Origin of the sequence: uncultured Tateyamaria sp., assembly GCF_947488715.1 — a bacterium.
Lineage (GTDB): Bacteria > Pseudomonadota > Alphaproteobacteria > Rhodobacterales > Rhodobacteraceae > Tateyamaria.
This window is the reverse complement of record NZ_CANLAG010000001.1, coordinates 574953-595649: the sequence shown is the minus strand read 5'-3', so window position 1 is coordinate 595649 and position 20697 is coordinate 574953. Positions and strand designations below refer to the sequence as shown.

The window sequence follows — 20697 nt, the reverse complement described above, 5'->3', positions numbered from 1 at the left end:
GGGCGGCACCTTTGGGTTTTGACGCACCCTAGCGTGCCTGCGCCCGGCACGTAAACGGCCCGAGACTTGACTCTGGGCGCGCTGCCGCCTAATCCGCGCACAACACCCGGAAGCGTGAAACCTTCCGGTCCCATGGATTTATTCCGGGATCGCCCTCCGTCAGCGCGTTGCGCCCACGGGGGCCATCGTGGTTTGGGCCATTGGGTTCCACGCCGCCCGCACTTAGGTGAAGGCATAATGTCAACGGTCGAAAGGATGATGGCCCATGTTTGAAAATCTCTCCGAACGCCTCTCCGGTGTATTCGATCGGCTGACCAAGCAGGGCGCGCTGTCCGAGGACGACGTCAAGACCGCCCTGCGCGAGGTGCGTGTGGCCCTGCTGGAGGCGGACGTGTCGCTGCCCGTGGCGCGGGATTTCGTCAAGGCGGTGCAGGATCAGGCGACGGGTCAGGCGGTCACCAAATCCGTCACCCCCGGCCAGCAGGTCGTCAAGATCGTGCACGATGCCCTTGTTGATACACTCAAGGGCGAAGGCGAGCCCGGCGCGCTCAAAATCGACAGCCCCCCTGCGCCGATCCTGATGGTGGGTTTGCAGGGTGGTGGTAAGACGACGACCACCGCCAAGCTCGCCAAGCGCCTGACCGAACGGGATGGCAAGCGCGTGCTGATGGCCTCGCTTGACGTGAACCGTCCGGCGGCGATGGAACAGCTCGCGATCCTCGGCAACCAGATCGGCGTCGACACCCTGCCCATCGTCAAGGGTGAAGACCCCGTTGACATCGCCAAACGCGCCAAGACCCAAGCCAGCATGGGCGGCTATGACGTCTATATGCTGGACACCGCCGGTCGCCTGTCCATCGACGAAGAGCTGATGACGCAGGTCGAGCAGGTCCGCGACGTCGCCACCCCGCGTGAGACGATCCTCGTGGTCGACGGCCTGACCGGTCAGGACGCGGTGAACACGGCACAGAATTTCGACGACCGTATCGGTATCTCGGGCGTGGTCCTGACCCGGATGGACGGCGACGGGCGCGGTGGTGCCGCCCTGTCGATGCGTGCCGTCACCGGCAAGCCGATCAAGTTCGTGGGCCTCGGCGAAAAGATGGACGCGCTCGAAACCTTCGAGCCGGAGCGGATCGCGGGCCGTATCCTCGGCATGGGCGATATCGTTTCGCTGGTGGAAAAGGCGCAGGAAACCATCGAGGCCGAACAGGCCGAGCGCATGATGAAGCGCATGGCCAAGGGTCAGTTCAACATGAACGACCTGCGCATGCAGCTGGAACAGATGATCAAGATGGGCGGCATGGAGGGCATGATGGGCATGATGCCCGGCATGGGCAAACTGTCGAAACAGGTGGCGGATGCGGGCTTTGACGACAAGGTCCTGAAACAACAGATCGCCATGATCCAGTCCATGACCAAGAAAGAGCGCGCCGCCCCCCAAATCCTGCAAGCCAGCCGCAAGAAGCGCATCGCGCGCGGCTCCGGCATGCAGGTCAGCGACCTCAACAAACTGCTCAAGATGCACCGCCAGATGTCGGACATGATGAAAAAGCTCGGCAAGGGCAAAGGCGGCATGATGAAACAGGCGATGAAGGCCATGATGGGCAAAGGCGGCGGCATGCCCGACATGGGCGGCATGGATCAGGCGCAACTGGAAGCGGCGGCCAAGCAATTGGGCGGCAAAATGCCCGGCGGCCTGCCCGGTCTGGGTGGCGGCATGCCCCTGCCCCCCGGTCTCTCGGGGTTCGGCAAAAAGAAATGATCACCGCGCTCATCACATATGTGATCGACCCGGCAAAGGTCGATGCGTTCGAGGTCTACGCCCGCGCATGGATACACCTCGTGAATTGCATGGGCGGCACGCACCACGGCTATTTCCTGCCATCTGAGGGGGCCAACAACAAGGCGTGGGCGATGTTCTCGTTCCCGTCGCTGGCAGCCTACGAGGTCTACCGCACCGAGATGGCACAGGACGGCGCATGCCAGCGCGCCTATGCACACGCGCAAGACACCGGCTGCATCCTCAGCTTTGACCGCACATTCACCCGCCCCGTTCTGGACGGCGCCACGGTCGAGGAGCTGGGCCTGTGACCGCCATCGCCCCCACCCTGACCACGGATCGGCTGACGCTGCGCGCGCATGTCATGGACGACTTTGCGCCGCTTTATGACCTGTTCGCATCCGACCGCGCAAAATACATGGGCGGCCCTGTGGACGCCAAACAGATGTGGTACTGGATCGCTGCCGAAGTGGGCAGCTGGCAGCTCAAGGGCTTTGGCAGCTGGGGCATTGAGCGCAACAGCGATGGCGCGTTCATGGGCCAGATCGGCATCAACCAGCCGCACCACTTTCCCGAACCGGAACTTGGTTGGGTCCTGCTCGAAACCTACGAGGGGCAGGGCTACGCCGCCGAAGCCGCGACACTGGCACGCGACTGGTATTGGGCCAGCTTCGATGCCGACACACTGGTCAGCTATATCACCCCCGGCAACACGCGGTCCGAAGCACTTGCCACAAAGCTCGGGGCGATTGCAGATGAAAACGGGCCCTGGCCCGGCGGCGAAGATGTGGCCGAAACCACGGTTTACCGGCACCGGAGGGCGGCATGATCACCCTCACCGGCACCCCCATCCTGCGCACCGAGCGCCTCACCCTGCGCGCGCCCATCGAGGCCGACGCGGACGCCTTTGTCGCCTATTTCGCAACCCAGCGGTCTGAATTTACCGGCGGCCCCAAGACACGGCGCGACGCCTGGAACTTCTTTGGCACCGAACTCGGCCATTGGGTCATGCGCGGCTTTGGCATGTTCACGGTCACGCGCCGCGGCGACGACACCCCGCTGGGCATCGTCGGCCACTGGTACCCGCTGGGCTGGGCCGAACGCGAAATCGGCTGGGTCCTCTTTGACCCAAAGGACGAGGGGCAAGGCATCGCCGCAGAGGCCGCAACCGCCTGCGTCGCCCACGCTTTTGGCCCGCTAGGCTGGGACACCGCCGTCAGCTACATCGCGCCGGGCAACGTGGCCTCTATCCGCCTCGCCGAACGGCTGGGCGCACAACGAGACGACGCCGCGCCCAAGCCGGAAACTACCAACCCCTGCCTCATCTACCGCCACCCGAGGCCCGCACCATGACCGCATCGCACGCCCTCCGCCCCCAACGGGCTCACGGTGCAGCCGCCGCCAGAATCGTGTCGCGCGTCAGCGCGCCAATTGGATCACGCCGCGTCAGCGCGCCAATTGGATCACGTCCCGCCAACGGGGGACCGCGCGCATGACCTACGCCTGCGAAACGCCCCGGCCTGGCGCAGCTGCGCTCTTTGCCATCGCCCTTCAGAGCCACCTGCCCACGCTGGCCACGGACCGGTTGATCCTGCGCGCGCCGCGCGTGACCGACTTCGACACCTACGCGCAGATCGCCTGCACCGATCGTGGCAAACACCTCGGCGGCCCGATGACGCGCGAGGACGCCTGGCTCGACTTTTCCCAGATGACCTCCACCTGGCTGCTGCACGGGCACGGGCTCTGGACCATCGGCCACGCGGGCGACATCGCGGGCTTTGTCGTGTTGGGATATGAACCCGGCGATCAGGAGCCGGAACTGGGTTTCATGCTCACCGCAAAGGCCGAAGGGATGGGCGTAGCCTTCGAAGCGGCCAGCGCCGCGCTCACCCACGCGTTCGAAGCACTGGGCTGGTCCACGCTCGTCTCATATATCGACCCTGCCAACGCACGCTCCCTCAAACTGGCGCAGCGGCTCGGTGGCCTGCCCGATGGCGAGATCACGCAAGACGGCGGCACGACCCTCATCTACCGCTATGTCCGGGAGGTGATGTGATGGGCCACCCCGTTATCCCCGTGATCGAAACCCACCGTCTGGTCCTGCGCGGACCGCAACCCGAGGATTACCCGGACTTCAAGGCCACCTTCGCCTCCTACCGCTCGCGGTTCATGGGCGGGCCGTTGAACACCTACGAGGCCTGGATGCTCTATGCCGCCGAGATCGGGCACTGGGAAATCCGTGGCTTTGGCATGTGGATGATCCACGACAAAGACAGCGACGACACCTATGGCATGGCAGGCGGCTGGCAGCCCGCGGGCTGGCCCGAGCGCGAAATCGCCTGGATCATCTGGCCCGACAAGGCCGGCAAGGGCTATGCGCTCGAGGCGACCCATGCGGTGCGCGCGCACTACTATGCAAACGGCTGGGACGGGGCGGTCAGCTATATCGACCCGATGAACCTCGACAGCATCCGCCTGGCCGAACGGCTGGGTGCGATCAAGGATCGGGACGCCCCCACCATCGACGGCTCGGACGCCGTCTATCGCCACCCGTCGCCTGCGGCCCTCGACGGCACGCAGCTGGCGCACGGGATCGAAATGGAAATCGGCCACTATGCCGACCCGATGTTCAAACCGAAAGGATGGGCGCTTGACTGATGCCGTTTCCAAAGCAGCTGACGTGCTGGCCGATCACCGCGCCAGCATCGACCGGCTTGATGCGATCCTCGTCTACACGCTGGGCGAGCGGTTCAAACACACGCAGGCCGTGGGGAAACTCAAGGCCACACACGACCTTCCGCCCTCTGATCCCACGCGCGAAGCCGCGCAGATCAAGCGGCTCGAAGATTTGGCGAACCGGGCCGATCTGGACCCCGAGTTCGCCAAGAAGTTCCTGAACTTCATCATCGCTGAAGTCATTCAGCACCATCAAAAACACCAATCGTAAGGCGGACGTGTCGTCCGCCACCCAACTGAAAACCAAAAGGAAATACACCATGGCTATGAAAATTCGTCTCGCCCGCGGCGGCTCGAAAAAGCGCCCCTTCTATCGCATCGTCGCAGCCGACAGCCGCATGCCCCGCGACGGCCGCTACATCGAGAAACTGGGCACATATAACCCGCTCCTGCCCAAAGACAGCGAAGAGCGCGTGAAAATGAACATGGAGCGCGTCCAGTACTGGCTGGGTGAGGGCGCACAGCCCACCGACCGGATTTCCCGTATGCTCGAAGCCGCGGGCGTTCTGCCCAAGAAAGAGCGCGCGAACCTGAAAAAAGGTGAGCCCGGCGCCAAGGCCAAGGAACGTGCCGAAGAGAAAGCCGCCAAGGCAGCAGAGGCCGCCGAAGCCGCAGCCGCACCTGCCGAGGACGCTGTCGAAGAAGCCGCCGCAGAGTAAGGCCGCGCAACCGGGCCATCCGCCCGGCCACGATCACGAGACGCCCGTCCGGTCCACGACCGCGGCGGGCGTTTCATTTCACCCCGCAGAAATCTTCAACCCGGCCACACCCGCAACAATCGCGAGGGCCGAAATCACTTTGAGCGGCGTCAAAGCCTCGCCCAAAAACGCGTATCCCAGCGCAACGGTGCCCAGTGTCCCCACTGCCGTCCAGATCGGATAGGCCACGCTGACTGGCAGGTCGCGCAGCGCCATGGTCAAAAAGCCGATGCCAGCAATCACCGCCACCACCGTCACGATGCTGGCCCGCAGATTGGTGAACCCATCCGCGTATTTCATGCTCATCGCAAAGATCACTTCGAACACGGCTGCCAGAGCCAGATAGAACCACGCCACTTCGCCGCCTCTCAATTTGGAACCATTTGGTTCAAAATCTAAACCGATCACTGTCACAGGCAAGGGCCAAAACGTGCCCTACGCCCATGTCTTACAAGTGGCATGGGCGGGTTGCCGTCCCGCCCATGCCTTTGTGCAACTAGATCAAGGCTTTGACAAAGGTCACCTTGTCTTCGCCTGCGCCAAAGAAGTCGGGGATTGTCCCGACCTGACGCCATCCGCGCGCGACGTAGAACCGGCGCGCCCGCGCCTGATCCGGCAATTGCGTGGTATCGATCACCAGCAATCTGGCCTCGTGCAGCGCGGCTTCGACAGCGCGGATAAGCGCTGTGCCGGCCCCTGCGCCACGTAGATCGGGATGTGTCGCAATCGCCCGCAGGTTCCACGTGCGGTCGGTCATCGCCTCCGGCTGAGCAAAGGCGAACCCGACCGGGATGTCGTCACGTGTCACCACGCGCCACAGGTCGTCGCCCTCTCCGGCCAAGGCCGGTGCCATCATGTCCCTCAGCAGGCTGCCGGGAAACAGTGTAGCGTCCGCAATGGCGGCGAGGGTGGGGATGTCAGTCGCGCGAGGGGCGCGTGTTTGAAAGAGGTCTGGCATTGGCCATCCTTTTGATATTTTTCGGTTTTGGATGAAAGCGCCAGCAACGGGCGCCTTAAAATCGAGGCACAGCTACAGGGGTCGCGTCGCGACCTGTGTGTATCCCTGAATGCGGCACCCATCGTGGGGCCACGGGGCATGTGCCCATTTATACCGACATAAAATCTCCGTTCCGCACCTTGGGGCGCGGTTGTGGCGAGTTTGGCCGTCAATGCGGTCTCGGGCAAGGCTGCTCTGGACAAATACCCACCGGGTGTCCCAAATGCATCGACCCGCCACCAGCCCATACAGGTGCCTATGTTCGGACTGATCCGCACTGCCATTCTGATCTGCGTCGCCTTCGTCGGCGGCCTGCTGTTCGAACGCAGCCAGGCGGCGGATGCCTGTGCGGGGTCGGGCGGCGTGATGCGAGACGGGATATGCTGGAATGAGTGAAGAGTTGATCTGTGTCGGGGCCATCAGCGGCGCCTACGGGGTTCAGGGCGAGGTGCGGATTAAGTCCTTTTGCGCCCAGCCCGACGACATCGAAACCTATAGCCCGCTCACAACAGAGGACGGCAAACGCAGCTTTGCGCTGGCTTTGATCCGCCCGATGAAGAACGGGTTTGTGGCCCGCATCGCCGAGGTCTCGACCAAAGAGCAAGCGGATGCGCTCAAAGGCACGCAGCTATTTGCGCAGCGCGCGCAACTGCCCACGTTGCCGGATGACGAATACTATTACTCTGATCTGGTGGGGCTTGAGGTGTTCGACACTGGCGGCACGTCGCTGGGCCGGGTGAAGTCGGTGCAGAACCACGGCGCCAGCGATCTGCTGGAGGTGCATCAGCCCGGCGCGACGGCCACTGTGTTGCTGCCGTTCACGCAGGCCGCGGTGCCCACCGTCGATCTGGGTTCGGGTCGCATCGTGGCGGACCCGCCCGACGGCCTGTTCTGAGCGATGGTGCAGCGGCTGATCGTCCATGCGGGCTTTCACAAGACCGGCACGACCTCGATCCAGAAGGCGCTGAAAGCGCATCGTGCGCAGTTGCGGCCCCATACCCGCGTCGGCCTGCGCCCTGCGATTGTCGGTCTGTGCGAGGCGGCGCGCGCCTATTCCGTCAGCCGCAGCGCGCTGGACCTGGGGCTGGTGCAATACGAGGCCGCAGAGCTGGCGAGTGCTTGGGCGGAGCAGGACGGCACGCTGCTGCTCAGTTCCGAAGACCTGAGCGGTCACATGCCGGGTCGGCGCGGCCTCCAGACCTATGACGCCACGCCCAAGCTGATGGCGGCGATGGTCGAGGCGTGGCGCGCGGTGCTGGGGGATGTTGCGATCGATCTGGTGTTCACCACCCGTGAGGCTGGCCCGTGGCTGGCCAGTTGTCACATGCAGCATCTGCGCGCGACACGGATCACGCAGGCGCAAGAGGACTATGTGCGCGATTATGCCGGGTCTGCTGATCTGGACGGGATTATCGACGCAGTTGCCGCTGCGTTGCCGGGGGTGCCTGTGCACCGGTTCCCGCTCGAAGACGCGCCCTTTGGCCGGATCCTCGCGCTGGCGGGCGTGCCAGAGGACCTGTGGCCCGCCATGCCGCATCGCAACCGGGGCGAGCCGGACAGCCTGCGCGCGGCCCTGTTGGAGATCAACCGGTCGGACCTGTCAGACGATGACGCCCGTGCCGCCCGCAAAGCCGCGATGCAGGCCAAGGCTTGAAACCGCAGGGGCCTTGCGCCCATAAGTCGCCCCAGACCCCCGCGTGAGTGATGTGACATGACCGGACCTTCGAAATCCCACGGCCGCAAGGCGATCCGGCCCACTCTGCGGCCCTCGTCGCTGATGGACGAAGCGCCCGATCTGGTGGGCGTCTGGCAGGCGCGCATCGTGACGCTGTTTCCCGAGACCTTCCCTGGCGTGCTGGGTGCGTCGCTGACCGGCAAGGCCTTGCAGGACGGCAAATGGCAGCTGCACACCCACGACCTGCGCACCCATGGCGTAGGCAAGCACCGCAACGTCGATGACACGCCTGCGGGCGGTGGCGCGGGCATGGTGTTGCGCGCCGATGTGGTAAGCGCAGCCCTCGCCGAAGCGCAGGCAAATGCCCGTGGACGCTGGCCCATCCTGTACATGTCCCCGCGGGGACAGCCGTTTGATCAAACCATGGCGCGGGATCTGGCGCGCTGTGACGGGGTGACGATGCTGTGCGGTCGGTTCGAGGGCGTGGACGAACGGGTGCTGGAACACTGGGGCGTGACCGAGGTGTCGCTGGGTGATTTCGTGATGACCGGCGGCGAGATTGCAGCGCAAGCGATGCTGGACGCCACCGTGCGCCTGTTGCCCGGCGTGTTGGGCAATGCGGAAAGTGCGGTGGAGGAAAGCCATTCGAACGGCTTGCTGGAGCATCCGCAATACACCCGCCCCGCCACGTGGGAGGGGCGCGATATCCCCGAGGTGCTGATGTCCGGCAATCACGGCAAGATCGCCGCGTGGCGGCAGCAGATGTCAGAGCATTTGACCAAGGAACGGCGGCCCGATTTGTGGGCCGCCGCACAAAGCACCGACAGTCTTTAACTGCGGCACACGCCGCCCGCGTAACTGCCAACGCTGCGTTTGACCGCATTTGGAGCGGCTTCGATCCGGCGCCCGGTCAATTCGCTGCGCAAAACTCGCGTCATCAGGTTGGTCAACGACGTGACGCGGTAGCAGGACACCGTTGGTTCTGCGTGCGCGTTGCCCACGCCGCTGTCATCGGTGAGGAACATATATCGCCCACCTGTCGCGACAGCGCCCTGGCGCATCAGGAATTCAACCTTTGCCTCGGCGCCGCTGGCGGCCAGACCAAAGACCTGCACCCCTTTGACAGCAGCGTTTTGAACTGCCGTGTAATAGACGCCCACCTGATCGCGATGTGGCGGCTCGTCCCCGATCTGGATGATCAAACGTTCCCCCCGGCCCCGGCGCCAAGGCAGGGCAACCGCTGTCTCAAGCGATTGCGCCATGGCTTCGGGATAGCCACCGCCGCCACTTGTGGGCAGCTCGCGCTGCAACCACCGTTGGAACTGGGACCTGTTTTTGGCAAAGCCGTAGTCGCGCACCGTGTACACGTCGCCCCGCGATTTGTAGGTGACGAGGCCCAGCCGCAGGTCGACTCCCTTGGCCGTCGCTTTCACAATCGCCCCCAAATCCGAAATCAGCCATTCGATTTCGTCCGTCATGCTGCCCGTCGTATCCACCACAAAGACAAGGTCGACGAATTGCGGCTGCCACGCATGATCCGTGTCCAAGGCGACGGTAGTTCGCCTGCCGTTCGTGCGCAGGGTCGCCTGTGTGGCAGGGCCGTCGTCCGAGGGAAACGCGCGCAGTTCAATTCTGTCGGACCGGCGCGCATCCACCACCGCAGGGAAGGCGGTGATCATGCCATCAACGCCGGAATACCCATCGTGAAACGGGTCTGTTGCGCCGGGGTGGCGCAAAGTGAACCGAACACCGGGGGCGGGCGTACCCGTCGGGCCCACCAATTGCGCCAGCACGGGTTTGGACAGGTTCATGCGCTGCCATTTCAGGTGCCGCGCGGCGCGGGTCTGGTATCGCATGAGCGCGGAGAGGTTCAGGCCGTCATCGATGTCGCCCGCTGTCAAAACGCCGGATGGCGGCAAAGAGCGCCGTTGGGGTGCGCGGGCCACGGATGAATTGGGACGCGGCGCGGTGATCGGTACAGCGCTTTCCTGAGCAATGACGGGTGCTTCGATAATCGGTTCAACAACCCCACCGCCCCCCGGCGCGCAGGCCGCAACACATGCCCCCGCAAAGAGCACGCAAATCAGTCGCTTGGGTATAATCATGATGAGACTCCAGAAAATGTGTATTTTGCACATATTTTGAATCAACTGGCGCCGTCAAGATAAATGTGTATTTTGCACATTATGATAACCCTGCTTGATGCCCTGCTTGCGCCGCTGGCCCGACTGCTGGTCGCGCAAGGCGTGCGATTCCCTGACCTCGTTGAACGTCTGAAGGGGCATTATGTGGCGGCAGCCGTGGATCATACGGACGGCAAGGTGACGGACAGCAGGTTGTCGGTCATGACCGGGCTGCAGCGGCGCGATGTTGCGCGGCTGCGTGCAGCGCCGCCGCGATCCGAGCGTGGCAATGCTCTGTCTGCCGTGGTGGCGCGCTGGCAGACCGACCCGGACTATGGGGGCAAGCCGATCCCGCGTACCGGCCCTGCCCCCTCTTTCGAGGCATTGGCCCAGACCATTTCCCGCGATGTTCATCCGCGCACCGTTCTGGACACGTTAAGCGCGGCGGGCACCGTCTCGATCTCGGGCGACACGGTCGCGTTGCAACAGGCGTCCTATCAACCGCTAGCCGGGTCCGAAGATCAGGTGCGGTACTTCGCCCACAACCTTGGCGATCACATTGCAGCGGCCACGGATAACGTCCTGGGCACCACCCCGCCTCATTTCGAACGCGCTGTTCATTACACCGATCTGACCGATGCGCAGATCGAGCTGTTGCAGGAGATACATGCCGAACGCCAAATGGCCCTGTTTCACGACCTTTCTATCGAGGCCGCCAAGATGAAATCACAGAACACCAAAGCACATGGCAGGTTCCGCGCCGGTGCATTCTTCTTCAGATCCAAGGATATGAAATGAGATTTATTGCTGCACTCGTGTGTCTGCTTTTCGCCATTGCATGCACACCTGCGCCACCGCCAGCCGAACCAATCTTAGAAGAAGCGATCCTCTCTGAAGAGCGCGTTGAGCCATGTGTGACCGGCGACGGTGACGGGATTGGCGGCACGGGATGCCCCGTCGACTAGTCCCTTGATCCACCTGTCGGCTTTGCCTATACACCGCCCATTCCGACTCGGGTATTTCCGATCGGACCCTTTGTGCTGTGGCACCTTCTTCGGTGCAGCAGGCAGGGCAAGGGGCAGCACGACAAGGAAATGATGACCTGATCTCTGGCGGGCACTGCGGTGGACCCGGTGAAGACCAAGAGCTCTGAGGCGCGACAAACCTTCGTGGAAAAACCACGAGCATCAAGAGGAGATGGTCAATGGACCTGATCGCACAATTGGAGGCGGAGCAAATCGCCGCCCTCGGGGCAGATATCCCCGATTTCAAAGCCGGTGACACCATCCGTGTCGGCTTTAAAGTGACTGAAGGCACCCGCACACGGGTGCAGAATTACGAAGGCGTCTGCATCGCACGCAACAACGGCCACGGCATTGCCGGTTCGTTCACCGTGCGCAAGATCTCCTTTGGTGAGGGCGTGGAGCGTGTGTTCCCCCTCTATTCGACCAACATCGACAGCATTACCGTCGTGCGCCGCGGCCGCGTACGCCGCGCCAAGCTGTACTACCTCCGTTCGCGTCGCGGCAAATCCGCCCGTATCGCAGAGGTTACAAACTACAAACCCAAGTCCGAAGGAGCCAAGGCATGAAGGCCGATACGCATCCCGACTACCACATCATCGACGTCAAAATGACCGATGGCACAGTGGTGCAAATGAAGTCGACCTGGGGCGCCGAAGGCGACCAGCTGGCTCTGGACATCGATCCCTCCGTGCACCCGGCATGGACAGGCGGCTCTTCGCGCCTGATGGACACCGGTGGCCGCGTATCCAAATTCAAGAACAAGTACGCAGGCCTGGGCTTCTGAGCCAGCCACGCGCATCACAGCCCAAAGCCGTCCCAAAACGGGGCGGCTTTTTTTGTGGGACATTGATGTTCAGCCTGACAGAATGATGGCGGGAGGTACCCATGATCGACCACATCACCATAGGTGTCGCAAACTTTGCGCGATCCACCGCGTTTTACGATCCGGCCTGTGCGCCGCTCGGGGTCAGCCGCCTGATCACCATGACCGAAGACGGGGTGGACATCGCAGGCTATGGTGACACGCAGCCGTGGCTTTGGCTGGTTGCGGAACGTCCCACCACCGGTCTCCTGCATGTCGCATTGCGCGCACCGAACCGGGCAAGCGTCGACGGTTTTCACGCAGCAGCCCTCACAGCAGGCGGAATGGACAATGGGGCGCCAGGCCTGCGCCCGCACTTTCACTCGGACTACTACGCCGCCTTTGTTCTGGATCCAGACGGGCACAACATAGAAGCGGTGTGCCACAGCCCACATGCCCCGATACAGCCAAAATGATTAACGCGCCAACCGTGGGTCGGCGGGCGGGCGCCTTTGCGTCAGCAAACAGAGCCGCCCGACGACGCCTTAACGCGGCAACGCAGCCGCGTCGCGCGCCAGTGCCTCGATCCCGGCCCAATCGCCCGCAGTGACCCTGTCCTTGGGCGCGACCCAACTGCCCCCGGCGCACACCACGTTGGGCAGGCTCAAATAGCCGTCGGCATTGCCGGGGCTGACGCCACCCGTCGGGCAGAATGAAATCTGCGGCAGCGGCGCGCCAATGGCTTTCAGTGCAGGTGCGCCACCCGATGCTTCGGCAGGAAAGAACTTGAGCATGTCAAATCCCTTCTCGAGCAGCGCCATCGCCTCGGACGCCGTCGCAGCGCCAGGCAACAACGGCAACTCTTCAGCCGCACAAGCGGCGATCAATGCGTCCGTCGCCCCAGGCGACACGCCGAAATGCGCACCCGCCGCCTTGGCCGCTTTCACATCATCGGGTGTCACCAACGTCCCCGCCCCGACAACACCGCCTTCGACTTGCGCCATCGCAGCGATCACATCCAGTGCTGCTGGCGTGCGCAATGTCACCTCGAGCGCGGGCAAGCCGCCAGCCACCAGAGCCTCGGCCAATGGGCGCGCATGTGCGACGTCATCGACCACCAACACAGGCACAATTGGTGCCAGTTCACAGATTTCGCGGGCCCGAACGGATGCGGCCTTGGCAGTCAGCATAATCAAAAGTCTCCAAATACGGTTGCGCCGGTATTGGCGGATCCCACGGTGTTGCGGAAGGCCGTGAACATGTCGCGGCCCACACCCCACTGGTTCGCGGACAGATCCGCCGTGGCGTGCGGCCTTTGAAGCACACCTTCGGTGAGAACCTCAAGGACGCCCGCCTCAGCATCGATACGAATGATGTCACCATCCTGCACCTGACCGATCGGGCCGCCGTCCAGCGCTTCGGGGCAGACGTGGATCGCCGAAGGAACCTTGCCAGACGCACCCGACATGCGGCCATCGGTGACCAGCGCCACTTTTTGCCCCCGTCCCTGCAAAATCCCCAGCAGCGGCGTCAGGCTGTGCAATTCGGGCATGCCGTTGGCCTTTGGACCCTGGAACCGCACCACAATGATCACGTCGCCAGTGAACTCACCGGCCTTGAATGCTGCCTTCACCGCCTCCTGATCGTGGAACACCCGCGCGGGTGCTTCGACAATGCGGTGTTCGGGGGCCACGGCGGAGACTTTCATCACACCCGTGCCAAGTGTGCCTTCCAAGCGGCTCAGCCCGCCGGTTTCCTGGAACGGGTCCGTTGCGGGGCGCAGGATGCCTTCGTTCAGACTGTCCTTGGTGCCCGGTGTCCAGCCCAGCACGCCGTCGGTCAGTTTGGGCTCGTGGGTATAGTTCTCCAGCCCCTCGCCCGCGACGGTCTGCGTATCCTCGTGCAGCAGGCCCGACGACAAAAGTTGCCCGATCATAAATCCCAAGCCACCAGCGGCGTGGAACTGGTTCACATCCGCAAGCCCGTTGGGATAGACCCGCGCCAGCAGCGGCGTCACCTCTGACAGGTCGGCGAAATCCTCCCAATCGAGCACGATGCCCCCCGCCCGCGCCATGGCAATGAGGTGGATCAGCAGGTTAGTAGAGCCACCAGTTGCGTTCAGCCCGACAATCCCGTTCACGAACGCCTTTTCATCCAGAATGTTGCACACGGGCGTGTAGTGGTTGCCCAGCGCCGACAGCGACAGGGCGCGTTTCGCCCCCTCGACCGTCAGGGCGTCACGCAGGTCGGTGTTGGGGTTGACGAAAGACGATCCGGGCAGGTGCAGCCCCATGAATTCCATCAGCATCTGGTTGGTGTTCGCGGTGCCGTAGAACGTGCAGGTGCCCGGCCCGTGATAGGCGGCCATTTCGGCCTTGAGCAGTTCGGCGCGTGTGGCCTCGCCTGCGGCGAAACGCTGGCGGACCTTGGCCTTTTCATCATTGGGCAGGCCGCTGGTCATTGGACCCGCGGGCAGGAAGACGGCGGGCATGTGGCCAAAGGATTGTGCCGCAATGATCAGCCCCGGCACGATCTTGTCACAGACACCCAGATAGACGGCGGCATCAAAGGTGTTGTGCGACAGCGCGACACCGGCGGCCAGCGCAATCACGTCACGGGAAAACAGGCTCAGCTCCATCCCCGCCTCGCCCTGGGTCACGCCGTCACACATGGCAGGAACGCCGCCTGCCACTTGCGCCGTGCCCCCCGCTGCGCGGATCGCGTCGCGGATCAGCGTGGGATAGCGTTCGAAGGGCTGGTGCGCCGACAGCATGTCATTGTAGGCGGTCACGATCCCCAGATTGCCAGCGCTCGCCTCGGCCAGCCGGGTCTGATCGTCGCCTGCCGCGGCAAAGGCGTGAGCCTGGCCGCTGCACGACAGGTGCGCGCGCGCTGGACCCTGCGATTTGGCGGCAGCCATACGGTCCAGATAGCGGCGGCGCGTTGGTTCGCTGCGGGCAATCACGCGTTCTGTCACGCGTTCGAGTGTCGGGTGTAGGGGCATCTCGCTCTCCCATCTCCATTCCTAGGTTGCGCGCACTCTATCATAGCAAAAATGATAGCGCTAACATAAACCAGCCTGCGCCCCCCGTGCCACGGTGCCGCAGGAAAAGGCGCGCGCCCGCTTTTCAACGCGCAGACCACAACATATAGTGTGCTGAAAATCGCCTAGCGGACGTGCGGTAAGGGGACATCAATGGCGCATATCATCGTCGTCGGCAACGAAAAGGGCGGCGCGGGCAAATCGACCGTGTCCATGCACGTGGCCACTGCGCTTGCGCGGATGGGTCACAAGGTCAGCGCGCTGGATCTGGATTTGCGGCAACGCACATTCGGTCGCTATGTCGAGAACCGTCAGGCCTTTATCGCGTCGTCCGAATTGGACCTGCCCACACCTGATGTGCATGACCTGCCCGAGATTGACGCCAGTGCGCTGAAACCGGGCGAAAACATCTATGATCACCGGTTGTCAGCCGCTGTGGCGACGCTGGAGCCGGACAGCGATTTCATCCTGATCGATTGCCCCGGTTCGCATACGCGGCTGAGCCAGGTGGCACATTCGCTGGCGGACACGCTGATCACGCCGCTCAATGACAGCTTTGTCGATTTCGATCTGTTGGCGCGAATCGACGCGAGCGGAGAAAAGATCCTCGGGCCATCGGTCTATTCCGAGATGGTCTGGAACGCGCGGCAGTTGCGCGCGCAGGCGGGGCTGAAGCCCATCGACTGGATCGTTGTGCGCAACCGGATGGGCGCACAGCGCATGGTCAACAAGGAAAAGATGGAGCGCGCGATCAAGATGCTGTCCCAGCGCATCGGGTTCCGCATTGCACCCGGTTTTTCCGAGCGGGTGATCTTTCGCGAACTGTTTCCGCGCGGGCTGACCCTGTTGGACCTGCGCGATATTGGCGTCAAACAGTTGAACATATCGAACGTCGCTGCGCGCCAGGAACTGCGCGAGCTGCTCAAGGCGGTCAAGCTGCCGGGTGTCGAAGTCGACCTTTAGGACACTTCGTTCTCAAACCAGTCCATGACGCGGGTGGACCATCCCTGCGGCGCGCCGTGGCCGCCCTTGTGCAACATCAACTGTATCTCGCCGGCGGCACAGTCGGTCCAGTGGCGGAACCACAAGTCGCCCTCATAGCTGTTGCGTTCGGGTTGGCGCGCGTCGCACCCATTGGTGGCGCGCAGGATCTTGAGAGACGCCCAGACATCGCCCTGCACAACCGCGCCGTCGCGAAAGGACCGCCCTTCGAGCGGCACAGTACGATCATTCCAGCCATGGGTGTGAAACAGGCGCACAGGCGCGGTGCAGTTGTCGGGCAGGTCGTCCCACAGCGCGCCCGCAAGCGGCGCGTAGGCGGTGGCAAAGTCAGGCGTATAGCAGGCGATGTCCCACACCATCGACCCGCCCCGCGAGAAACCCGCCAGCAGAACCGTATCGTTGGTCACCCCGCCGCGCGCGCGGGCATCGGCCAGCACCTCGCGCAGAAACGCCTTGTCGTCGCGATTGTGTGACGTGCCCTTGGCCTTGACCGACCAGTCGCGCGTCCAGCGGTTTTCCGGGTGCTCGCCATTGGGCGCGACAAAGACGTAACCACGCGCCAGCGCCGCTTTGGCCAGACCGGAGTTCAACAGACCACGGCCCCGACCGCCGCCACCGTGCAGGTGGATCACCACGCCCTTGGGGTTTGCCACATCCGGCGTTGCCATGTGATAGCCCCCGATTGCCGTTTCGCAGGGCGTGTCGGCATCACCGCAATCCGCGGCGTGGCCAAGGGTGGGCCACATCAAACAGGCAAGGGTAGCAAGAAATCGGCGCGGCATGGCAATGTCCTTTGTTCACACGCGCAAAGACTGTGGTGAGACATGCGCCTGCGCAAGTCACGTTCTCATGACTGGCGGGCAAGTGCCGCCAATTGCGCCTTGAGGTGTGCAACTTCGCCCGCGGACATGCCTTCGACCAGTGCGGCGTCATATTCCTGTGCAATGCGGCGCAGGTCGTCATAAACCTTGCGCCCCATAGCGGTCAGTTCCAGGTGTTCAACCCGCCGGTCGCCATCATCGCGCTGGCGCACGAGATAGCGCCGTTCGGCCAATCGCTGCACCGCCCGGCTGATCTTGGTCTTGTGCATCTGTGCGCGTTCGCCGATCTCGCTGGCGGTCATGCGGGTGTAGATGCCCAGATGGAACAACACACGCCATTCGTTGCGCAGCATCCCGTAGCGGTCCTTGTACACTTTCTGAAATTCGAGGCTCGACGCCTCTGCCGCCTGATTCAAAAGGTACGGCAGAAAGCTGCGGACATCGAAATCGGGATCATTTGGCATCATGTGGTCGCTTGTTAGTTACAAAAACAACTATTACATACGTAACCACTGCGCAAGGGAGTCCCAGATGAACCGTCAAACCACACCGCACAGCATGATCCAGGCCCCGTCTGGCGCGGGCATCACGGACGGATACATGCCCGGCTTTGGCAATGATTTTGAGACCGAGGCGTTGCCCGGTGCGCTGCCTGTGGGCATGAATTCTCCGCAGAAATGTAACTATGGCCTGTATGGCGAACAGTTAAGCGGGACGGCTTTTACCGATGTGCGACCCGAGCGCACGTGGTGTTACCGCATTCGGCCATCGGTCAAGCATTCCGGCCGATACGGGCGCATCGACCTGCCCCACTGGAAGACGGCGCCGCATGTGCCACAGGACGTTACAAGCCTGGGGCAATACCGCTGGGACCCGGTGCCGCACAGCGACGAGGCGCTGACGTGGCTGACCGGCATGCGCACCATGACGACCGCCGGGGACGTGAACACCCAAGTGGGCATGGCCAGCCACATCTATCTGGTCACGGCGTCGATGCAGGACGCCTATTTCTACTCCGCCGACAGCGAAATGCTGGTGGTCCCGCAGGAAGGTCGCCTGCGCTTTTGCACCGAGCTGGGCATCATCGACGTCGCTCCACAGGAAATCGCCATCCTGCCGCGCGGCTTGGTTTACCGGGTCGAAGTGCTAGAGGGGCCGTGCCGTGGCTTTGTCTGCGAAAACTACGGCGCCAAGTTCGAAATGCCGGGGCGCGGGCCGATTGGGGCCAACTGCATGGCGAACCCGCGCGATTTCAAGGCCCCCGTCGCCGCGTTTGAGGACCGCGAAGCGCCGTCGACCCTGACGATCAAGTGGTGTGGGCAATTCCACGAGACGACGATCGGGCATTCACCGCTGGACGTGGTGGCGTGGCACGGGAATTACGCGCCGCTGAAATACGATCTGACCACCTATTGCCCGGTGGGGGCGGTACTGTTCGACCACCCGGATCCGTCGATCTTTACCGTGCTGACCGCCCCGTCGGGCCAGCCGGGCGTGGCCAATATCGACTTTGTCCTGTTCCGCGAACGCTGGATGGTGGCCGAGGATACGTTCCGCCCGCCCTGGTATCACAAGAACATCATGTCCGAGCTGATGGGCAACATTTATGGCCTGTATGATGCCAAGCCCAAAGGGTTCATTCCGGGAGGCATGTCGCTGCACAACATGATGCTGCCACATGGCCCCGACAAGACAGCCTTTGAGGGGGCCAGCAACACAGCCCTTGAACCGGCCAAGTTGGACAATACCATGTCGTTCATGTTCGAGACCCGGTTTCCCCAACATCTGACACGCTTTGCCGCGCAAGAAGCGCCACTGCAGGACGACTACATCGACTGCTGGTCCGACATCGACAAGAAATTTGACGGAACACCGGGCAAAAAGTAACCAAGTGCGGTGCGCGGTAAACGCACACCCTACCCAGACACCGTAGGGTGCGCATGCACTGCGCGCCGCAACCAGAAAGACACCCCATGCCTCTGCAACGCTCCTGGGTCGCCAGCGCCAACAGCGCCGACACCGACTTCCCTCTCAACAACCTGCCATACGGGGTTTTCTCGACGCCGAACCACGAGGCGCGCTGCGGCGTGGCAATTGGTGACATGATCCTTGATATGGCCGCCGCCGAGGAACAAGGCGTCATCGACCTGACGGACGAGCCGCTGTTCGACATTCCGTTCTGGAACGAATTGATGGAACAGGGTCCTGCCGTCTGGACCGCCCTGCGCAACCGCCTCACCACCCTGCTGGCCGATGGCGCGGCGGACCGCGCGCTGGTCGAGCCGCTGTTGGTGCCCGTGTCCGATGCCACCCTGCATATGCCGTTGGTCGTGTCCGAATTCACCGATTTCTACGCAGGCCGCCACCACGCCACCAATGTCGGCACCATGTTCCGAGGCGCCGAAAACGCGCTGCCCCCGAATTGGCTGCACATTCCGATCGGCTACAACGGGCGCGCATCCTCTGTCGTGGTGTCCGGCACCGACATCCGCCGCCCCTGGGGCCAGCTCAAATCACCCGACCATGATAGCCCCGCCTTCTTGCCCTGCCGCCGCTTTGACATGGAACTCGAAATGGGCGCCATCGTCGGCATGTCCTCGGATGGACCAATCAGCGTTGACGAGGCGGACGCCGCAATTTTCGGCTATGTGTTGCTCAATGACTGGTCGGCACGCGACATCCAGGCCTGGGAATACCAGCCGCTCGGCCCATTTCAGGCCAAGGCAACGGCCACGTCCATCTCACCCTGGATCGTGACCAAAGCAGCGTTGGAGCCGTTCCGCACCTCCACTCCCGACCGCGAAGTCGCTATTCTGGACCACCTAAAAGACACAGGCCCCATGCTCTACGACATCGCGCTGGACGTCTCGCTGACACCGGATGGCAAACCGGCCACAACCATCACCCGGACCAACTACAGCGAAATGTACTATTCCGCCGCCCAACAGCTTGCCCATCACAGCACCTCGGGTTGCCCAATGAATGTCGGCGATCTTCTTGGTTCCGGCACGATCTCGGGGGCCACGAAACCCGAACGCGGATCCCTTCTCGAACTCAGTTGGGGCGGCAAGGAACCTCTCACCCTCGACTGCGGCAGCACGCGTACCTTCCTCGAAGACGGCGACACACTCACTCTCGCCGGCGCCGCCCACGGCGACGGGTTCCGGGTCGGGTTCGGCACCTGCACCGGCACCATCCTCCCCGCGCTCCCTGAACCTTACGCGCGCTGATGCACTTTCCTTTCGCTTCAAATACCTCGGGGGAGGCGCGCAGCGCCGGGGGCAGCGCCCCAAACCGCGCCAAGGGGGCGGCACCCGCATGACCAACAAGCACGGCCCCACCCGTGGCGATCTGAAATTCCGCTTGGGCTTTTCGCTGCTGGGCCTTGCACTGGTGGGTGCAGCGCTTGCGGTGCGTGGCCTGCCCCAAGGCCCAGGCGGATGGGAGGCGATTGGCCTCGGCACACTCTTTTTCGGCGGAACACTGGTCTGGACCCTGCGCAAGCTGATCCGGCGCGACCACAGCTAGGGGGCCGCCGCCCACACTTCGACTTCGACCACAAATTCGGGGCGTGTGAACCCGGACACAATCATCAGGGTCGACGTGGGCAACGCCACCCGGTCCGACACATACGCGTCCCGCGCCGTCATGTACCCCAGCATGTGCTCGCGATCCGTGACAAAGGCGCTGACGTGAAACACGTCCGCCGCGGACATGCCCGCCTGCGCCAAAATGGCGTCGATATTGCCAAAACACACACGGGCTTGCGCCTCAGCCCCGTCCGGCACCTGACCATCGGCCTGTTGCCCCAATTGGCCCGACGTGCGGACAAACCGGTGACCTGCCGGGATTTCCACGCCATGCGCATATCGGGCAAATGGCGGTGCAATACGGGACGGATTTAACGACTTCATGCGGCCACCCTTGCGCGTGCCGTCAAAATTTGAAACCCTCAGAGTACATCTCTGGCACAGATTTCGATCTCAAGGGCC

General features: G+C 63.1%; 28 protein-coding genes. 20 read left to right on the top strand and 8 right to left on the bottom strand.

Translation table 11 applies throughout. From position 1 onward, the window contains the following. Positions 1-265: 265 nt before the first annotated feature. From ffh to rpsP, 8 genes are all read left to right on the top strand, one after another. Positions 266-1765 carry a signal recognition particle protein gene (gene ffh / locus Q0936_RS03000; RefSeq protein WP_299292810.1) on the top strand — a complete coding sequence of 500 codons (1500 nt, stop codon included), beginning with the start codon at positions 266-268 and terminating at the stop codon, positions 1763-1765. Then, complete coding sequence (locus tag Q0936_RS02995) at positions 1762-2094, top strand: NIPSNAP family protein (protein ID WP_299292808.1); 333 nt, start codon at positions 1762-1764, stop codon at positions 2092-2094. Before ffh ends, Q0936_RS02995 begins: the two co-directional genes overlap by 4 nt. Further along, complete coding sequence (locus Q0936_RS02990) at positions 2091-2612, top strand: GNAT family N-acetyltransferase (protein ID WP_299292806.1); 522 nt, start codon at positions 2091-2093, stop codon at positions 2610-2612. Before Q0936_RS02995 ends, Q0936_RS02990 begins: the two co-directional genes overlap by 4 nt. Continuing rightward, positions 2609-3136, top strand: coding sequence for a GNAT family N-acetyltransferase (locus tag Q0936_RS02985; protein ID WP_299292804.1), 528 nt, complete (start codon positions 2609-2611; stop codon positions 3134-3136). Before Q0936_RS02990 ends, Q0936_RS02985 begins: the two co-directional genes overlap by 4 nt. A gap of 139 nt (positions 3137-3275) precedes the next feature. Beyond that, complete coding sequence (locus Q0936_RS02980; protein ID WP_299292802.1) at positions 3276-3839, top strand: GNAT family N-acetyltransferase; 564 nt, start codon at positions 3276-3278, stop codon at positions 3837-3839. Beyond that, on the top strand, positions 3839-4441 hold the full coding sequence (locus Q0936_RS02975) for a GNAT family N-acetyltransferase (protein WP_299138524.1): 603 nt from the start codon (positions 3839-3841) through the stop codon (positions 4439-4441). Before Q0936_RS02980 ends, Q0936_RS02975 begins: the two co-directional genes overlap by 1 nt. Beyond that, positions 4434-4730 (top strand): chorismate mutase, encoded by a 297-nt coding sequence (locus Q0936_RS02970; protein ID WP_299377852.1) that lies wholly within the window; start codon positions 4434-4436, stop codon positions 4728-4730. The genes Q0936_RS02975 and Q0936_RS02970 overlap by 8 nt, the downstream gene beginning before the upstream one ends. A gap of 49 nt (positions 4731-4779) precedes the next feature. Continuing rightward, a complete protein-coding gene (gene rpsP, locus Q0936_RS02965) occupies positions 4780-5178 on the top strand; it encodes a 30S ribosomal protein S16 (RefSeq protein WP_299295949.1) in 399 nt (132 codons plus the stop codon). 78 nt (positions 5179-5256) lie between these two features. On the opposite strand, the gene Q0936_RS02960 is transcribed toward rpsP, so the two are convergent. Then, positions 5257-5574: a multidrug efflux SMR transporter gene (locus Q0936_RS02960; RefSeq protein WP_299295947.1), complete on the bottom strand. Its 318-nt coding sequence runs from the start codon at positions 5572-5574 to the stop codon at positions 5257-5259. Between the two features lie 139 nt (positions 5575-5713). Further along, complete coding sequence (locus Q0936_RS02955) at positions 5714-6175, bottom strand: GNAT family N-acetyltransferase (RefSeq protein WP_299295945.1); 462 nt, start codon at positions 6173-6175, stop codon at positions 5714-5716. Positions 6176-6367: 192 nt separating this feature from the next. Between Q0936_RS02955 and Q0936_RS02950 the strand changes: the two genes are divergently transcribed. From Q0936_RS02950 to trmD, 4 genes are read left to right on the top strand one after another with little or no spacing between them, the layout of a single operon-like run. Next, on the top strand, positions 6368-6610 hold the full coding sequence (locus Q0936_RS02950) for a hypothetical protein (protein ID WP_299377848.1): 243 nt from the start codon (positions 6368-6370) through the stop codon (positions 6608-6610). Then, the gene (rimM, locus tag Q0936_RS02945; RefSeq protein ID WP_299295940.1) at positions 6603-7109 is read left to right on the top strand and encodes a ribosome maturation factor RimM; all 507 of its coding nucleotides are present in this window, start codon (positions 6603-6605) and stop codon (positions 7107-7109) included. Before Q0936_RS02950 ends, rimM begins: the two co-directional genes overlap by 8 nt. Before the next feature lie 3 nt (positions 7110-7112). Further along, entirely contained in the window at positions 7113-7868 is a 756-nt protein-coding gene (locus Q0936_RS02940) for a hypothetical protein (RefSeq protein ID WP_299295938.1), read from the top strand. Between the two features lie 57 nt (positions 7869-7925). Next, entirely contained in the window at positions 7926-8723 is a 798-nt protein-coding gene (gene trmD, locus Q0936_RS02935) for a tRNA (guanosine(37)-N1)-methyltransferase TrmD (RefSeq protein WP_299295936.1), read from the top strand. On the opposite strand, the gene Q0936_RS02930 is transcribed toward trmD, so the two are convergent. Further along, on the bottom strand, positions 8720-9994 hold the full coding sequence (locus tag Q0936_RS02930) for a vWA domain-containing protein (protein ID WP_299295933.1): 1275 nt from the start codon (positions 9992-9994) through the stop codon (positions 8720-8722). The two genes, trmD and Q0936_RS02930, sit on opposite strands and share 4 nt — an antisense overlap. Before the next feature lie 81 nt (positions 9995-10075). Here Q0936_RS02930 and Q0936_RS02925 point away from each other — a divergent pair, with 81 nt between their 5' ends. The 4 genes from Q0936_RS02925 (at position 10076) to Q0936_RS02910 (ending at position 12315) form a co-directional block, all read left to right on the top strand. After that, positions 10076-10810, top strand: coding sequence for a DUF6502 family protein (locus Q0936_RS02925; protein WP_299295931.1), 735 nt, complete (start codon positions 10076-10078; stop codon positions 10808-10810). 406 nt (positions 10811-11216) lie between these two features. Further along, positions 11217-11603, top strand: a complete 387-nt coding sequence (rplS, locus tag Q0936_RS02920) for a 50S ribosomal protein L19 (RefSeq protein ID WP_299138554.1) — start codon at positions 11217-11219, stop codon at positions 11601-11603. Further along, on the top strand, positions 11600-11821 hold the full coding sequence (gene rpmE, locus Q0936_RS02915; RefSeq protein WP_299138556.1) for a 50S ribosomal protein L31: 222 nt from the start codon (positions 11600-11602) through the stop codon (positions 11819-11821). Before rplS ends, rpmE begins: the two co-directional genes overlap by 4 nt. A gap of 101 nt (positions 11822-11922) precedes the next feature. Further along, on the top strand, positions 11923-12315 hold the full coding sequence (locus Q0936_RS02910; RefSeq protein WP_299295928.1) for a VOC family protein: 393 nt from the start codon (positions 11923-11925) through the stop codon (positions 12313-12315). A gap of 69 nt (positions 12316-12384) precedes the next feature. Here Q0936_RS02910 and eda read toward each other — a convergent pair whose 3' ends face one another. Continuing rightward, on the bottom strand, positions 12385-13032 hold the full coding sequence (gene eda, locus Q0936_RS02905; RefSeq protein WP_299295955.1) for a bifunctional 4-hydroxy-2-oxoglutarate aldolase/2-dehydro-3-deoxy-phosphogluconate aldolase: 648 nt from the start codon (positions 13030-13032) through the stop codon (positions 12385-12387). Further along, positions 13032-14843: a phosphogluconate dehydratase gene (edd, locus tag Q0936_RS02900; protein WP_299295926.1), complete on the bottom strand. Its 1812-nt coding sequence runs from the start codon at positions 14841-14843 to the stop codon at positions 13032-13034. The genes eda and edd overlap by 1 nt, the downstream gene beginning before the upstream one ends. A gap of 192 nt (positions 14844-15035) precedes the next feature. Here edd and Q0936_RS02895 point away from each other — a divergent pair, with 192 nt between their 5' ends. Further along, positions 15036-15845, top strand: coding sequence for a division plane positioning ATPase MipZ (locus Q0936_RS02895; RefSeq protein ID WP_299138563.1), 810 nt, complete (start codon positions 15036-15038; stop codon positions 15843-15845). Here the strand turns inward: Q0936_RS02895 and Q0936_RS02890 are convergent. Together Q0936_RS02890 and Q0936_RS02885 are read right to left on the bottom strand one after the other, a co-directional pair. Beyond that, positions 15842-16666, bottom strand: coding sequence for a polyhydroxybutyrate depolymerase (locus Q0936_RS02890; protein ID WP_299295924.1), 825 nt, complete (start codon positions 16664-16666; stop codon positions 15842-15844). The two genes, Q0936_RS02895 and Q0936_RS02890, sit on opposite strands and share 4 nt — an antisense overlap. A 65-nt stretch (positions 16667-16731) precedes the next feature. After that, a complete protein-coding gene (locus Q0936_RS02885; protein WP_299295953.1) occupies positions 16732-17169 on the bottom strand; it encodes a MarR family transcriptional regulator in 438 nt (145 codons plus the stop codon). 67 nt (positions 17170-17236) lie between these two features. On the opposite strand from Q0936_RS02885, the gene hmgA reads away from it, so the two are divergent. From hmgA to Q0936_RS02870, 3 genes are all read left to right on the top strand, one after another. After that, positions 17237-18592: a homogentisate 1,2-dioxygenase gene (gene hmgA / locus Q0936_RS02880; RefSeq protein WP_299295921.1), complete on the top strand. Its 1356-nt coding sequence runs from the start codon at positions 17237-17239 to the stop codon at positions 18590-18592. 86 nt (positions 18593-18678) lie between these two features. Continuing rightward, the gene (gene fahA / locus Q0936_RS02875; RefSeq protein WP_299295919.1) at positions 18679-19935 is read left to right on the top strand and encodes a fumarylacetoacetase; all 1257 of its coding nucleotides are present in this window, start codon (positions 18679-18681) and stop codon (positions 19933-19935) included. Positions 19936-20023: 88 nt separating this feature from the next. Continuing rightward, a complete protein-coding gene (locus Q0936_RS02870; protein ID WP_299138573.1) occupies positions 20024-20233 on the top strand; it encodes a hypothetical protein in 210 nt (69 codons plus the stop codon). Here the strand turns inward: Q0936_RS02870 and Q0936_RS02865 are convergent. Beyond that, complete coding sequence (locus Q0936_RS02865; protein WP_299295916.1) at positions 20230-20619, bottom strand: RidA family protein; 390 nt, start codon at positions 20617-20619, stop codon at positions 20230-20232. The genes Q0936_RS02870 and Q0936_RS02865 overlap by 4 nt on opposite strands. Positions 20620-20697: the final 78 nt, after the last annotated feature.

Coding starts and splice junctions, on each gene's coding strand:
- ffh (WP_299292810.1), top strand. CDS start 266: ATGTTTGAAAATCTCTCCGAACGCCTCTCCGGTGTATTCGATCGGCTG.
- Q0936_RS02995 (WP_299292808.1), top strand. CDS start 1,762: ATGATCACCGCGCTCATCACATATGTGATCGACCCGGCAAAGGTCGAT.
- Q0936_RS02985 (WP_299292804.1), top strand. CDS start 2,609: ATGATCACCCTCACCGGCACCCCCATCCTGCGCACCGAGCGCCTCACC.
- Q0936_RS02980 (WP_299292802.1), top strand. CDS start 3,276: ATGACCTACGCCTGCGAAACGCCCCGGCCTGGCGCAGCTGCGCTCTTT.
- Q0936_RS02975 (WP_299138524.1), top strand. CDS start 3,839: ATGGGCCACCCCGTTATCCCCGTGATCGAAACCCACCGTCTGGTCCTG.
- rpsP (WP_299295949.1), top strand. CDS start 4,780: ATGGCTATGAAAATTCGTCTCGCCCGCGGCGGCTCGAAAAAGCGCCCC.
- Q0936_RS02955 (WP_299295945.1), bottom strand. CDS start 6,175: ATGCCAGACCTCTTTCAAACACGCGCCCCTCGCGCGACTGACATCCCC.
- rimM (WP_299295940.1), top strand. CDS start 6,603: ATGAGTGAAGAGTTGATCTGTGTCGGGGCCATCAGCGGCGCCTACGGG.
- Q0936_RS02940 (WP_299295938.1), top strand. CDS start 7,113: ATGGTGCAGCGGCTGATCGTCCATGCGGGCTTTCACAAGACCGGCACG.
- trmD (WP_299295936.1), top strand. CDS start 7,926: ATGACCGGACCTTCGAAATCCCACGGCCGCAAGGCGATCCGGCCCACT.
- Q0936_RS02930 (WP_299295933.1), bottom strand. CDS start 9,994: ATGATTATACCCAAGCGACTGATTTGCGTGCTCTTTGCGGGGGCATGT.
- Q0936_RS02925 (WP_299295931.1), top strand. CDS start 10,076: ATGATAACCCTGCTTGATGCCCTGCTTGCGCCGCTGGCCCGACTGCTG.
- rplS (WP_299138554.1), top strand. CDS start 11,217: ATGGACCTGATCGCACAATTGGAGGCGGAGCAAATCGCCGCCCTCGGG.
- rpmE (WP_299138556.1), top strand. CDS start 11,600: ATGAAGGCCGATACGCATCCCGACTACCACATCATCGACGTCAAAATG.
- Q0936_RS02910 (WP_299295928.1), top strand. CDS start 11,923: ATGATCGACCACATCACCATAGGTGTCGCAAACTTTGCGCGATCCACC.
- edd (WP_299295926.1), bottom strand. CDS start 14,843: ATGCCCCTACACCCGACACTCGAACGCGTGACAGAACGCGTGATTGCC.
- Q0936_RS02895 (WP_299138563.1), top strand. CDS start 15,036: ATGGCGCATATCATCGTCGTCGGCAACGAAAAGGGCGGCGCGGGCAAA.
- Q0936_RS02890 (WP_299295924.1), bottom strand. CDS start 16,666: ATGCCGCGCCGATTTCTTGCTACCCTTGCCTGTTTGATGTGGCCCACC.
- Q0936_RS02885 (WP_299295953.1), bottom strand. CDS start 17,169: ATGCCAAATGATCCCGATTTCGATGTCCGCAGCTTTCTGCCGTACCTT.
- hmgA (WP_299295921.1), top strand. CDS start 17,237: ATGAACCGTCAAACCACACCGCACAGCATGATCCAGGCCCCGTCTGGC.
- fahA (WP_299295919.1), top strand. CDS start 18,679: ATGCCTCTGCAACGCTCCTGGGTCGCCAGCGCCAACAGCGCCGACACC.
- Q0936_RS02870 (WP_299138573.1), top strand. CDS start 20,024: ATGACCAACAAGCACGGCCCCACCCGTGGCGATCTGAAATTCCGCTTG.
- Q0936_RS02865 (WP_299295916.1), bottom strand. CDS start 20,619: ATGAAGTCGTTAAATCCGTCCCGTATTGCACCGCCATTTGCCCGATAT.